Genomic DNA, 13,507 nt, shown 5'->3' with positions numbered 1-13,507 from the left:
ACGTCCGACTCTTTCGAGTTTACGGGTTGAGGACGTTTCGGTCAAACCGAAGCGGTCTAGAATGCTTGCATGGACAACGAGATCGGTGTTTTGTTTCTGAAGAGCTCGAGCACGAAACTGGAGCAGATGACGGGCTACCTGAAGACTTGTCTCGGGAAGCTTTCTGATGAGCAGATCTGGGAGCGGCATGGAGCGCATGAGAACGCGGTCGGAAATTTGGTGCTGCATGTCTGCGGCAACATGCGGCAGTGGATCATGCACGGCTGCGCGGGCGCGTCTGATGTCCGGGTGAGGGACAAGGAGTTCGCTGCGGGCGGCGGGCTGACGGCGGGGGAGCTGACCGAACACCTGGAGGCGACGGTTTCTGAGGCTCGCGAGGTGATCGATTCCCTTCCCTCGGCACGGCTGGTGGAGAGGACGACTCCGCAGGGCCGGGAGGTCTCGGTGCTGGAGGCAATCTACCAGGTTGTGGGTCATGTGCAGCAACACACGGGACAGATCATTCTGCTGACCAAGCAGATGACAGGCAAGGACCTGGACCTGACGTCGCCTCGGCCGCGGTGACCCCCTCCCCCTGAATTCGCGCAAAGTCTTCTATTCATTGGGGTTAGGTTGGTACTTCGGTTGCAAGTTTTTGATAATGCGTTACTGCACTTCGTAAACTATTGAAGATATGGCGATTAGATAAAGGAAGAGGCCCGGGATGCTGCCGGGCCTCTTCCCTTTGTCTCTGTTTCTATTGTAGCGGGTGGGTGGAATTAATCGGCACTTTATATTTCGTTTGTTTTGTGTGGGTTATGGGGTTTTGGGGCTTGACAGGATTTGAACTTCTTCCGGGGGAGGATGGTGGCGACACAAGCAAAATGCGGGGGTTCTTCGCCTTCGGCTCAGAATGACGAGCGTTGTTTAATGGCATGACGGCGTTGGCATAACGAGCATCGCTGGCGGCACGAGAACACTGGATGGAGTGGGTAGCTACTCCACCTCGTTTTTGGCGCGATAGCCGTCGCGGGCGACTACGGAGTACTTGAGGGGTTTGTGCTTTTCGTCCTGCATCTGGAGGGGGTGGCCCTCGTTGTCGACGAGCTTGACCTGGATGCGGCGGTAGCTGCCGTCGTTCTTGTTGTTGGTGGGCCGGTAGGTGAGGACGTACTGGTTGCGGATGGAGTCGTTGATCTGAGCGAAGACGTCGGGCAGGGCTCCCTGGAACATGGGGTTGAAGCTGAGGCCGCCGGTCATGCGGGCGAAGGTCTTCATCTGGTTGTCGGCCTGGAGGTAGTCGAGGCGGGCGATGGAGCCCATTCCGCCCCGGGCGTCGACCATCTCGCGGACAAGGGCGCCGGTTCCGATGGTGAAGATGGTGACGTTCTGCGTGGCTTTAACCTTGGCGAGGATCTTGTCGAGGGTGATGCGGGAGAAGGTGTCGCGTCCGGTCCCGATGAGGATGATGTACTTGCGGCCCTCGATGCGGCTGGTGCGGTCGAGCGTCTCGTAGAGGGCGTCGAAGAGGTTGGTGTCGGAGAAGCCGGGGATCATGAGTGAGGAGAGCGCGCCGCCCACGACGTTCTTGTCGTTGGTGAAGTCGGTGAGGATGTGGGTGCGGAGATCGTAGGTGATGACGGCGATGTAGTCTTCGGGCCGGAGGGTCTGGAAGAAGCTGAAGGACGCGTTCTGCATGTCCTGTATGAAGTAGTAGCTGTTGGCCGCGAACTCAAGCAGCATGACGGCGGTGATGGGGGCCTGGGCCATGCGGACGCTCTGGACCTGCTGCGGGACTCCGTCCTCGAGGACGAGGAAGTTGGGGGCCTTGAGGCCGGGGACGAACTGGTGGGTCTTGTCGAGGATGACGTTGACGTCGAGGTTGACGATGGGGACGTCGACGCGGATGGAGTAGGTCTCGTTGTTGGGGTTCTTGACCTTGGGCTCAACTGGAGCGGCGGGGGCGGGCGGAGGGGTATTACTGTCGTCGGTTTCCTTCTTCTTTTTGAGGATGATGGTGCCGGTATCGGTGTCTGGGCCGGCGGAGTCGTCGGCGGGTTTCTGTTGCTGGGGCGGGGTTTGCGGCTGCTGCGCGAGGGCGGCAGGAGGCAGAAGCGACAGGCCGAGGGCGAGGAGAACAATGGGAACCGGAAGATGAATTCGTGAGGGAAGGGTCATCATCTGCAACTTTACTCCGTCCTGTTGGACGCGGGATGGCATTGTTCGGGAGCCCTTTGTCGTGCGGGTACGTCCAAGAGGCAAGTTTCCCCGCTGGCGTTGCGGGCGGGGACGCTCTAGTCTTGTAGACGTGACGACAGCGAGAAAGACGCGGCGGCTGGCATGCAGCCTTGTGATGGCGGGCTGGGTGGCGTCGTGTTGCCCGGTGGTGCAAGGCTGGGCACAGACGGTTGGGGTCGCGAGCGTGGGTGCGGTCGCGCTGCCTCCTACGGCTGCGGCGGCGATGGGCGGGTCGGGGGAGACGAAGATCTTTCCGCTGGCCGAGGTGAAGCGCGGGATGCAGGGGGTTGCCTACACGGTCTTCGAGGGAGTGAACCCGGAGCCGATGCAGGTGGAGATTCTGGGCGTGCTGAAGGATGCGCTGGGGCCGGGGCAGGACATGATCCTGGCGCGGCTGCATGGGACGAAGCCGGAGTTTACGGGCGTGGTGGCGGGGATGAGCGGGAGCCCGGTTTATATCGACGGCAAGCTGGTGGGTGCGCTGAGCTATCGGATCGGACAGTTCAGCAAAGAGCCGATTGCAGGGATTACGCCGATCGAGCAGATGCTGGAGGTGCGGGACGGCGAGGTGCGGCCCGCTGCGGCTCGCGGAGAGAAGCGGGCGGGGCCGGCTGAGGTGAGCGCGGGCGGGATGCCTCAAGTGGGTGCGGGCTCGGGCGTGGAGATGCAGGCGATGGAGACTCCGCTGGTGTTCAGCGGCTTCTCGCAGGAGGCGGTGGAGCGGTTCGCGGATCGTTTCCGGGCGATGGGACTGACGCCGGTGGCGGGGCTGGGGAGTGCGGACGCAACGGCGAAGCAGCCGGAGCCGCTGGTTCCGGGTTCGGCGGTGAGCGCGGTACTTGTGCGCGGGGATCTTTCGGTGGCGGGGACGTGCACGGTGACGTATGTGGACCCGACTCGGCTGCTGGCGTGCGGCCATCCGATTACGCAGTATGGGCCGGTGGACATGCCGATGACGAAGGCTGCAGTGATCGCGACGCTTCCCTCTCCGCTGAACGCCTTCAAGATTGTGAACACGACGGAGACGGTGGGAGCGTTCACGGAGGATCGGGCCTCGGCGGTGATGGGGCGGTTCGGCGAGAAGGCGCGGATGATTCCGGTGACCGTGGAAGTGGTGCAGCCAGCGGTGCCGGGCGCGATGGGTTCGCAGGGCGCGACGGGCGCGGCGAAGGCGAAGACGTTTCACTTTGAGGTGCTGGACAACCGGCAGCTGACGCCTTCGGCGATGCTGGTGTCGGTGTATCAGAGTTTGCAGGGAACGAACGCAGCGGCGGCGGAGATGAGCTACCGGCTGACGGGAGAGATCGGTGTGACAGGACTGCCGCCGGTGAAGATGGCGGGGATTGTGGCGCAGAACGATCTGAATCCGGCGGCGATCAATGCGGCGCTGTTTGTGAATGATCGTCTGGCGCGAGTGTATGGAAATGCGCTGGAGCAGCCGGTGCTGACAGGTCTGAAGCTGCGGGTGCAGGGTATTCCGGAGCGGAAGACGGCGGTGCTGGAGTCGGCGCGGCTGGGGTCGATTGAGGCGCGGCCGGGCGAGACGGTGGACGTGGAGGCGACGATCGATCCTTACCGGGCGGATGCGCGAGTGATGCGGATGAAGGTGAAGCTGCCGGATGATCTGAGCCCAGGGCCGGTGCGGGTACTGGTGAGCGACGGGGCGACGGTGGACCGGCTGACGACGCCTTCGGGGGCATCGCAGCGGGCGATGGGGCTGGCCGATGCGGTGGCGCAGATGAACCGGCAGCACGCGAACGACAGGATCTACGTGACGCTGCTGAACCGGACGGCGCAGGCGGTTCTGGAGGGAGAGGCGCTGCCGGGAGTGCCGCTGTCGATGGCGAACGTGCTGGGGCCGCTGAAGGACGCTCAGAGGATGCAGCTGAACGGAGAGAGCCTGGAGGAGATGGGCTCACTCGGGACGGGGTACGCGGTGAGCGGGTCACAGGTGCTGAACCTGACGATCCGGTGAGGCTGAACGTCAAGGAATATTGAGGACGGAGCGGGTAAGAACGGGGTCTGACTCACGGAATGATGTTGTAGCATCAAACAGAGTCGCCGGCGGGGATGCCGCGCGCGAAAAGGATCCGATTCCTGATGAGTGAGATTCATGGTTTGGCTGTGCATGCGGCCGGTGCTCAACTTCTGCCTTACAAATTTGACCCAGGCGAGTTGAAGGCGAATGAGGTCGAGATCAAGATCTCGCACTGCGGGATTTGCCACAGCGACATCTACCTGATCGATAACGACTGGGGGATGAGCAAGTACCCGTTTATTCCGGGGCACGAGATTGTCGGCACGGTGGTCGCGGCGGGCGACGGGGTGAAGGACGTGGCGGTTGGTGAGCGAGTTGGGGTGGGCTGGCAGGCAGATAGCTGCGGGATCTGCGAGTGGTGCAGGCAGGGCGATGAGCACCTGTGTGCGGCGGCGCAGCCGACCTGCGTTGGACGTAACGGGGGCTTCGCGGAGAAGGTGAGGGTGAACTCCCGGTTCGCCATTCCTCTGCCGAGGGTGCTCGAGAGCGAGAATGCGGCTCCGCTGCTTTGCGGGGGGATTACGGTTTACAACCCGCTGCGGAACCATGGGGTGCGGCCGTCGTCGCGGGTGGGGATCATCGGGATCGGCGGTCTGGGGCACCTTGGGATTCAGTTCGCGAAGGCCTTCGGCGCTGAGGTGACGGCGTTCTCGACCTCGAAGGACAAAGAGACTGAGGCCAGGGACCTTGGGGCGCACAACTTTGTGAATACACGCGATACGGGCGCGCTGAAGAAGGTGGCGGGATCGTTCGACCTGCTGCTTTCGACTGCGGGCGCAGACCAGGACTGGGGAGCGTATGTGAATGCTCTGCGGCCGAAGGGATCGCTGTGCTTTGTGGGCGTGCCTCCGTCGGGCATTCAGGTGCAGGTGTTTCCGCTGATCAGCGGGCAAAAGGCGATCTCGGGTTCGACGACAGGAAGTCCGAGAGACCTTTACGAGATGCTGGATGTCGCGGCCCGGCACAACATCAAGGCAGTGACGGAGCGGTTTGCCATGGCGAAGGCGAATGACGCGGTGGCGAAGGTGAAGAAGAATCAAGTGCGGTATCGCGCGGTGCTGACGAATTAGCAGCGCGAGACTGGCAACCACGGATCGTCACGGACAGCACGGATTGAAAGCGGCGACGGATATAAAGGTGCGGGGCGGAGGCTGCGGTCTCCGCCTTCTCGCGTTCGCGTGCTTTAGACTCAGGGGACGATGATGCAACGGGAATTTGTTCTGGGATGGGTGATGGCTGCAGCTCTTCCGGCTGCGGCGTGGGCGCAGGGCACGAAGCTTTGGACGGTGGACCGCTACGACACAATGGAGCGCGGAACGCTGGACGGAGTGGCGATTCGCAACGATGGCCGGCTGGAGACGGGGCCGTCGAAGTCGCAGGTGTACGACACGGGCAAGAGCTACGTGTGGTCTCTGGGGAGCGATGCGGCGGGCAATGGTTATGTGGGGCTGGGGGGAAGCTCTGCGGGCTCGGCAGCGGTGATGCGGGTGTCGCCGGATGGCAAGGCGACGAAGATGCTGGAGGCCAAGGAGCTGGCGGTACAGGCGCTGGCAGTGACTGCGGACGGGGCGGTGATTGCGGCGACGTCTCCCGATGGGAAAGTGTACCGGGTGCAGAGCGGAGCGGCGGGCAGCGCGGGGACGGTGATCTTCGATCCTGCGACGACGGAGGAGAAGCCGAAGTACCTGTGGGACGTCGCGGTGGGCAAGGGCGGCGAGGTGTATGTGGCGGCGGGGGCTCCGGCCGTGGTGTATCGGGTGCCGGCGGGCGGAGGCAAGGCGGAGGTGCTGTTCAAGACGGCGGACCAGCATATCCGGTGCCTGATGATGGCGGCAGATGGGACGCTGTGGGCAGGATCGGATGGGGCCGGCGTGATCTACAGGATGGACACGAAGGCGGCGGGGGCGAAGCCGTTTGCGGCCTATGCGGCTCCGCGGAAGGAGATCACCGCACTGGCGATGGATACGGAGGGCAATGTATATGCGGCGGGCGTGGGGACAAAGGGAGCGATGCCGCTGCCTCCGCTGCCGGTGACGGGCAATGTGGGGGTGACGATTACGTTTGCGCAGCCGGGGTCGTCGACGGCGGCAGGGGCGAACTCTCTGGTGCCGGAGGGCAGCGAGATCTACCGGATCGCAAAGGATGGGACTCCGCAGCGGCTGGTAACGATGAAGGACGACGTGGTGTATGCGCTGTCGTTTCGCAACGGAGCGCTGACGGCGGCGACGGGCAATCGCGGACGGGTGTATCGCGTGGACGTGAAGATGCCGGGACGATTTACGGACGTGGCGCATCTGGATGCAGCGCAGGGGATGGCGTTTGCTCCGGTGAAGGACGGGCTGCTGGTGGCGACGAGCAACAGCGGCAAGCTGTTCCAGCTGAGCGATGCGGCGGCGAAGGAGTCGACGTACACGAGCGAGGTGTTCGACGCGCAGGGCTACGCGCAGTGGGGCCGGGTGGAGACGCGGGCCGATGGGCAGGGTTTCGAGTTGTGGATACGGAGCGGCAACGTGGAGAGTCCGCTGATGGGCTGGAGCGACTGGGCTCGCGTGGGGGCGGACGGCGCAGTCGCCGTGCCTGCGGGACGCTTTGCGCAGTGGAAGGCGGTGCTGCGGCCGGGCGTTGCCGATGCGGGCATCGATGCCGTGGGGTTTAACTACCTGACGAGGAACGTTGCTCCGGTGGTGGATGAGATTGTGGTACAGCCCGGCGCGAAGGTGGCGGCGGGTGGCGGGACGCCGCCGAACACGACGGTGCAGGTGGCGTTTCCGCAGGCTGCGAGCGCGTCACCGGTGGTGAGCTTTCAGCCGGATGCGAGTACGACTCCGCTGACGGCGCAGAAGGACAGAACTTCTGTGACGGCGCGATGGCTGGCGCATGACGACAACGGCGACGACCTGATGTTTGCCGTTTGGTATCGCGGGGTGGACGAGAAGAACTGGAGGCTGCTGAAGGACAAGATCACCGACCGCTTTCTGAGCTTCGACGCTTCCCTGCTGCCGGATGGGCAGTATGAGCTGAAGGTGGTGGCGAGCGATGCTCCGGTGCACACGGATTCGGAGGCGCTGACGGGCGAGCGTGTGGGGCCGGTGTTTGTGGTGGATTCGACGCCGCCGGTTCCGGGCGTGCTGACGGCGACGTTGGCTCCGACGCCGGCGGGAGCGGCGCAGAAGATTCATGCGACGCTGGAGGCTCATGATGCGACCTCGCCGATAGCGCATGCGGAGTACTCAGTGGATGCGGGGCCGTGGCAGTACCTGGAGCCGGTGGGACAGGTCTCGGACTCGCAGACGGAGCGGTACGACTTCACAGCGGATGTACCGTCTGCGACGACGCCGGTGACGGATGCGAAGGAGCATGTGATTGCGGTGCGGGTGTACGACCGCTACGAGAACATGGCGGCGGTGAAGGCGGTGGTTCGTTGACCCAGGAGATCGCGGAGCAGACGTTTGAAGGCAGGGAGTAGGGTTTAGGGAGTAGAAGGGCACGACTCGATGCGATTTGAGCTTTTCATTGCGGCGCGGTATCTGCGGGCGAAGCGGCGGCAGGCTGTTGTGGGAGTGATTACCGCGATCTCGGTCATCGGAGTTGCGGCGGGCGTGGCTTCGCTGATTCTTGCGCTGGCGATTACGAACGGGATGAGGAGGGACCTGCAGGACAGGCTGCTGGGTTCGACTGCGCATGTGGAGCTGATGCGGGTGGCGGCGGATGGGATACGCGACTGGCGGCCTCTGCTGGAGCGGCTGCGCAAGGTGCCGCATGTGACGGCGGCGGCTCCGGGGCTGTATGGGCAGGTGCTGATCTCGCGCGGGGCGCGGAGCGGTGGCGGGCTGATCAAGGGTGTGATTCCGGCGGATGAGAGGACGGTTGGGGATCTGCTGCAGAAGGTGACGGAGGGGTCGGCGGAGGCTTTGGAGCCGGTGATGGAGCAAGTCAGCAAGTCAGCGAGTCAGCGAGTCAGCGCTGCTCTTCCTCCGATTGTGATTGGCAAGGACCTGTCCGATACGATTGGGGCGAAGGTGGGGGATACGGTGCTGGTGACGAGTCCGCAGGGCGAGCTGACGCCGCTGGGGCTGGTGCCGAAGTATCAGCGGTGCTCGGTGGTGGGGATCTTCAAGTCGGGGTTCTATCAGTACGATTCCAGCTATGCGTTTCTGCGGCTGAAGGATGCGCAGCGGCTGTTCTCGGAGCCGGACCTGATCTCGGTAATCAGCTTCAAGGTGGATGATCTGTACAAGGCGGACAAGATTGGGCGCGTGATCGAACTGGAAGCCGGCCAGGGATTTCAGACGACGAGCTGGATGGAGCAGAACCGCGAGCTGTTTCGCGCGCTGAAGCTGGAGCAGATTGTGACGTTCATCGTGCTGGCGCTGATTGTGTGCGTGGCGGCGCTGAATATTCTGATTGCCCTGACCATGATGGTGATGGAGAAGACTCGGGATATCGCGGTGATGATGAGCTTTGGCGTGACCGAGATGCAGGTGCGGAGGATCTTTCTGCTGCAGGGCCTGCTGATCTCAGTGATCGGGACGGTGCTGGGGCTGATCGTCGGCTATGGGCTGAGCTGGGTGGGCGGGCACTACCGGTTCATTCACCTGGATGCCTCGGTGTACTCGATCGACTACCTGCCGTTCGCGCCGCGGGTGTGGGATGCGGCGATTGTGGCGGCGGTGTCGCTGGGGGTGAGTCTGGTGGCTACGATTTATCCGAGTGGGAGTGCGGCGAAGGTATTGCCGGCGGAGGCGCTGAGGTATGAGTGATCAGGCACGTCGGCGCTGCATCAGCATGATGATGTGCGTGATGAGCAGCCATGGGACAAAGAAGCAAGGAATGAGGACGAAGGGCAGCCGTTGCATGAGGGAGCTAACGATTGCGGGTTGAAAGGCCGGGAGAATGCCCTGATCGAGAGTGCCCATTGCGACGGCAACGACAAAGTCCGTGATACCGAAGATGTTCCAGGCCAGGAAAAGCGGGTTGTGAATAAAGCTTCTGTCCGTGGCCAGCCGCAGCACGATCCATGGAGCGAAGATGCCGGCGGTGAGATCTCCGAGACCGGCTGGCCATGCAAAGCTGCCGTCCAGAAGATGTTCGCAGTAGGCCATGATGAAGCCGAGGCCGATGAATCGCCATCCGTGAAGCGCAGCGAGGAAGATGGGGTTAATCTTCAGGACATAGTCAACGAAGGAGGGCGCCAGTCGAATCGCTCCCAGGAAAAGAAGAACAGGAGCGACGAAGGCCAGACCAACAGCCGCGGGTGGTGTTCCTGGGGGGCTGATGAACTTGTGGTTCGCCGCAAGAAGCAGGATGAGCAGAAACCACGCAACGACGAGAGAACGGACGGCAAGTCGCATCGGAGCTCCGATGTTCGTGCAGTTGTTGGATGAACCGTGCGTTAGGAAGGAGCAGGTTTCTTTCGAGCTCCATTGCTCTGTCGCGAGGAGCTGCGAACCCGATAGACTGCTGGCTATGGGAGAGCGATTGAAGGATGGAGAAGCTGCTCGCTGGAAGCGCGCAGGTGAGGGAGAAAGTTGAACGAGCGAGAGGTTCAATTCGAGGACAGCGGTTCCCTGCAGCCGTTTCCTGAGGCGCGGGGGCCGAGGGTGGTGCTGCGGGCGCAGGGGCTGACGAAGGTGTATCCGGCGGTCGCAGGTGCGGCGGCGGGAGAGGTGGAGCTGTTTCGCGGGCTGGACCTGGAGGTGCGGGCCGGGGAGATGGTGGCGATTGTGGGGGAGAGCGGCGCGGGCAAGAGCACGCTGCTGCATCTGTTGGCGGCGCTCGATAAGCCGACGGCGGGCGAGGTGTACTGCGGGGAGGCTCGGCTGAGCCGGTTTACTTCGAAGCAGGCTTCGGAGTTTCGGAATCGGGACGTGGGGTATGTCTGGCAGTTTCACTACCTGCTGCCGGAGTTTACGGCTGTGGAGAACGCGGCTATGCCTCTGCTGGCGAGGGGGATGGAGCGAGGGGCGGCGCTGCAGCGGGCGGAGTACTGGCTGGGCGAGGTCGGCCTAGGGTCTCGGGGGCACCACCGATCGGGCGAGCTGAGCGGCGGGGAGCAGCAGAGGGTTTCGTTGGCGCGGGCGCTGGTGCCGGAGCCGAAGATTCTGCTGGCGGACGAGCCGACGGGGGATCTGGACTCGAAGACCGGCGAGGCGGTGTTCGAATTGATTCAGGGGCTACACCGGGCGCATGGGCTGACGAGTGTTCTAGTAACGCATAATACTGATTTTGCAGGGAGATGCGACCGGATGCTGCGGCTGAAGGGCGGGCGGCTGGAGGAGCTAAAGCAGGCAGATTGAATGGTTTCGCGGACAATCTAAGGGTATCGGACGAGAGTTAAGCCGAACCGTGGAGGGGTTGCGGCTGGTTTCGCTCCGATTTCGAACTCTTGAAGGCTTACAGTGGCCGAATCTAATCAGGTTCGACCCTCTTGCCCCTTATCAGTTCCGAACCTCTTGACGATAGCGAGCTCGGAGACGGGTGGCCGAACCTAATCAGTTTCGAACTCTTTTTTCACATAGTGCGTCGAATGAGTATTGATGTAGTGTAAGCAGTAACTTTTGCGGGATAGAGCTTAAGTTGACGCGGCGACTACACTAGAAGCAGTGGATGGATGCGCCGTCGAAAGCGGTCGCACCCGATGTGTTCTCTTGGCGGGCAGGTTGACGCAGGGAATGGTAGTGGTAATGGCGCCATTGACGGCTCCCAGGGCCGTTGGTGGAGGCCGGGTTCGAAAGGGAGAACATGTTCGAACGCTACACAGAGAAGGCGCGACGAGTGATCTTCTTCGCGCGCTACGAGGCAAGTCAGTTCGGGTCACCGTATATCGAAACAGAACACCTGCTGCTGGGGCTGCTCCGGGAAGATAAGGCGCTGACGAACCGCTTTTTGCGGTCGCATGCGTCGGTGGAGTCGATCCGGAAGCAGATCGAGGGGCATACGACGATCCGGGAGAAGGTGTCGACCTCGGTCGACCTTCCGCTGTCGAACGAGTGCAAGCGTGTGCTGGCGTATGCGGCCGAGGAGGCCGAGAGGCTCTCGCACAAGCACATCGGCACGGAGCACCTGCTGCTGGGCCTGCTGCGCGAGGAGAAGTGCTTCGCGGCGGAGATCCTGACGGAGCGCGGACTCAGGCTTCCGGCGATCCGCGAGGAGTTGCAGCGCACGACGCAGGAGAAGGCGCCGGCGTCGCAGTCCAGCAAATCGCAGCGCGGTGAGCAGAGCATGCTGGCGGAGTTTTCGCGGGACCTCACACAGAGCGCTTTAGATCAGCAGCTTGATCCGCTCGTTGGGCGCGATGCCGAGGTCGATCGCGTGATCCAGATCCTGTGCCGCCGGACGAAGAACAATCCTGTGCTGATCGGCGAACCGGGCGTTGGTAAGACGGCGATTGTCGAAGGACTGGCGCAGAAGATTGCCGATGGCGAGGTTCCCAGCTTCCTGGCGGACAAGCGCGTGCTCGCTCTCGATCTGTCGCTGATCGTTGCGGGGACGAAGTATCGCGGCCAATTTGAGGAGCGGCTGAAGACGATCATGAAGGAGCTGATGGAGAACCAGAACTCCATCGTGTTCATCGACGAACTGCACACGCTGGTGGGCGCGGGGTCGGCGGAGGGATCGCTCGATGCGGCGAACATCCTGAAGCCGGCGTTGAGCCGCGGCGAGATTCAGTGCATTGGCGCAACGACTCCGGGCGAGTACCGGAAGTCGATCGAGAAGGACCGGTCGCTGGAGCGCCGCTTCCAGGCCGTGAAGGTTCCGCCCCCGAACGAAGAGGACGCGGTGAAGATCATCATGGGGATCAAGGACAAGTATGAGAAGTTTCATGCTGTCAGCTACACGGACGATGCGATTACGTTTTCGGTGTCGCACTCGAGCCGGTACATCCCCGACCGCTTCCTTCCGGACAAGGCGATCGACCTGATCGACGAGGCTGGGGCGCGGGTGAAACTGCGGCAGACTTCCCTTCCTGAAGAGCTGACCGAGGTCCAGAAGCGGATCAAGTTCATCGTGCACCGCATGGAGAACGCGATCGCGAATCACGAGTTCGAGAAGGCGCGGTTCTACTCGGACGAGGAGCGCAAGGAGCGGGAGAACCTGCGGGCGCTGCGCGACAAATATCACCTCGACGATTCTTCGGCGGGCATTGTGACGCGGGAGGACATCGAGGACGTGGTGAGCCGCTGGACTGGCGTTCCGGTGACGTCGCTGAAGGAGGAAGAGACGCAGCGGCTTATGCGTGTGGAGGAGGAGCTGCACAAGCGCGTGATCTCGCAGGAGAAGGCGATCTCGGCGCTGGCGCGGGCGATTCGCCGCTCGCGCGCCGGCCTGAAGAACCCGGCGCGTCCGATTGGAAGCTTCCTGTTCCTGGGGCCCACGGGCGTCGGCAAGACGGAGATGGCGCGCACGCTCGCGCATTTCCTGTTTGGAAGCGAGAAGTCGCTGATCCGGTTCGATATGTCGGAGTTCATGGAGAAGCACTCCGTATCGAAGCTGATCGGCTCGCCTCCGGGATATGTCGGCTACGAGGAGGGCGGACAGCTGACGGAGCGCGTGAAGCGCAATCCGTACTGCGTGGTGCTGCTGGATGAGATCGAGAAGGCGCATCCGGATGTCTTCAACCTGCTGCTGCAGGTCTTTGAAGACGGACAGCTGACGGATGGGCTGGGCAATACGGTCGACTACAAGAACACGATCATCATCATGACCTCGAACATCGGGGCCAAGCACCTGCAGAAGCGGCAGGGGCTGGGCTTCCAGAGCGAGAAGGAAGACATGGTAATGGACAAGATGGAGGAGCTGGTTAAGGGCGAGGTCAAGCGCACCTTCAATCCGGAGTTCCTGAACCGTCTGGACGAGATCATCATCTTCACCTCGCTGAACGATCATGATCTGATGCAGATTCTGGAGCTGCTGGTGCAGCAGCTGAACGTGAACCTGGTACACAAGGCGATCACGATCTCGGTCGCGGACGAGGCGAAGAGATGGATCATCGAGAAGACGGCATCGGATCGCACGTACGGTGCACGACCTCTGCGGAGGGCGCTGCAGAAGTATGTGGAGGATCCGCTGTCGGAGGCGCTAATTGCAGGTGGCATCGCGCAGCGGCCGGCGTTCCTCGAGGTGTACATGGAGAACAATCAGCTGTTCTACCGGCCGATCTCGAACGACGGCGAGGAGAAGGTTGCGGGTTTTGCCTTGTCGACGGTGTAGGGATCTGAGTGACGTTGTAAATTAATCTGCCCCGGCTGCAAG

At 62.5% G+C, this 13,507-nt stretch carries 9 protein-coding genes; 7 read left to right on the top strand and 2 right to left on the bottom strand.

Annotated features, from left to right (window positions below; genetic code table 11):
• The first annotated feature begins 69 nt into the window (after nt 1–69).
• Nucleotides 70–564 carry a DinB family protein gene (locus tag Q363_RS06915; protein ID WP_051978477.1) on the top strand — a complete coding sequence of 165 codons (495 nt, stop codon included), beginning with the start codon at nt 70–72 and terminating at the stop codon, nt 562–564.
• 411 nt (nt 565–975) lie between these two features.
• Here the strand turns inward: Q363_RS06915 and Q363_RS06910 are convergent, their stop codons facing one another.
• Nucleotides 976–2,160, bottom strand: a complete 1,185-nt coding sequence (locus Q363_RS06910; RefSeq protein WP_051978476.1) for a VWA domain-containing protein — start codon at nt 2,158–2,160, stop codon at nt 976–978.
• 127 nt (nt 2,161–2,287) lie between these two features.
• On the opposite strand from Q363_RS06910, the gene Q363_RS06905 reads away from it, so the two are divergent.
• From Q363_RS06905 to Q363_RS06890, 4 genes are all read left to right on the top strand, one after another.
• Complete coding sequence (locus tag Q363_RS06905) at nt 2,288–4,192, top strand: SpoIVB peptidase S55 domain-containing protein (protein ID WP_245632070.1); 1,905 nt, start codon at nt 2,288–2,290, stop codon at nt 4,190–4,192.
• Between the two features lie 125 nt (nt 4,193–4,317).
• The gene (locus Q363_RS06900; protein WP_051978496.1) at nt 4,318–5,325 is read left to right on the top strand and encodes an NAD(P)-dependent alcohol dehydrogenase; all 1,008 of its coding nucleotides are present in this window, start codon (nt 4,318–4,320) and stop codon (nt 5,323–5,325) included.
• Between the two features lie 162 nt (nt 5,326–5,487).
• Nucleotides 5,488–7,680 carry an NHL repeat-containing protein gene (locus Q363_RS06895; RefSeq protein WP_051978495.1) on the top strand — a complete coding sequence of 731 codons (2,193 nt, stop codon included), beginning with the start codon at nt 5,488–5,490 and terminating at the stop codon, nt 7,678–7,680.
• A gap of 69 nt (nt 7,681–7,749) precedes the next feature.
• The gene (locus Q363_RS06890; protein ID WP_035348920.1) at nt 7,750–9,015 is read left to right on the top strand and encodes an FtsX-like permease family protein; all 1,266 of its coding nucleotides are present in this window, start codon (nt 7,750–7,752) and stop codon (nt 9,013–9,015) included.
• On the opposite strand, the gene Q363_RS06885 is transcribed toward Q363_RS06890, so the two are convergent.
• Entirely contained in the window at nt 9,016–9,606 is a 591-nt protein-coding gene (locus Q363_RS06885) for a hypothetical protein (protein ID WP_035348919.1), read from the bottom strand. It lies immediately after the preceding gene.
• A 216-nt stretch (nt 9,607–9,822) separates the two neighbouring features.
• On the opposite strand from Q363_RS06885, the gene Q363_RS06880 reads away from it, so the two are divergent.
• Complete coding sequence (locus Q363_RS06880) at nt 9,823–10,551, top strand: ABC transporter ATP-binding protein (RefSeq protein WP_051978494.1); 729 nt, start codon at nt 9,823–9,825, stop codon at nt 10,549–10,551.
• A gap of 445 nt (nt 10,552–10,996) precedes the next feature.
• Complete coding sequence (locus tag Q363_RS06875) at nt 10,997–13,465, top strand: ATP-dependent Clp protease ATP-binding subunit (RefSeq protein ID WP_035348916.1); 2,469 nt, start codon at nt 10,997–10,999, stop codon at nt 13,463–13,465.
• Nucleotides 13,466–13,507: the final 42 nt, after the last annotated feature.

It is taken from the genome of Edaphobacter aggregans DSM 19364 (assembly GCF_000745965.1).
Lineage (GTDB): Bacteria > Acidobacteriota > Terriglobia > Terriglobales > Acidobacteriaceae > Edaphobacter > Edaphobacter aggregans.
This window is presented reverse-complemented; position numbering and strand designations above follow the sequence as displayed.

What these genes read in the sequence shown, in the direction of transcription:
- Q363_RS06895 (WP_051978495.1), top strand. Translation starts at nt 5,488, where the DNA reads ATGGCTGCAGCTCTTCCGGCTGCGGCGTGGGCGCAGGGCACGAAGCTT.
- Q363_RS06890 (WP_035348920.1), top strand. Translation starts at nt 7,750, where the DNA reads ATGCGATTTGAGCTTTTCATTGCGGCGCGGTATCTGCGGGCGAAGCGG.
- Q363_RS06875 (WP_035348916.1), top strand. Translation starts at nt 10,997, where the DNA reads ATGTTCGAACGCTACACAGAGAAGGCGCGACGAGTGATCTTCTTCGCG.
- Q363_RS06885 (WP_035348919.1), bottom strand. Translation starts at nt 9,606, where the DNA reads ATGCGACTTGCCGTCCGTTCTCTCGTCGTTGCGTGGTTTCTGCTCATC.
- Q363_RS06915 (WP_051978477.1), top strand. Translation starts at nt 70, where the DNA reads ATGGACAACGAGATCGGTGTTTTGTTTCTGAAGAGCTCGAGCACGAAA.
- Q363_RS06910 (WP_051978476.1), bottom strand. Translation starts at nt 2,160, where the DNA reads ATGATGACCCTTCCCTCACGAATTCATCTTCCGGTTCCCATTGTTCTC.
- Q363_RS06900 (WP_051978496.1), top strand. Translation starts at nt 4,318, where the DNA reads ATGAGTGAGATTCATGGTTTGGCTGTGCATGCGGCCGGTGCTCAACTT.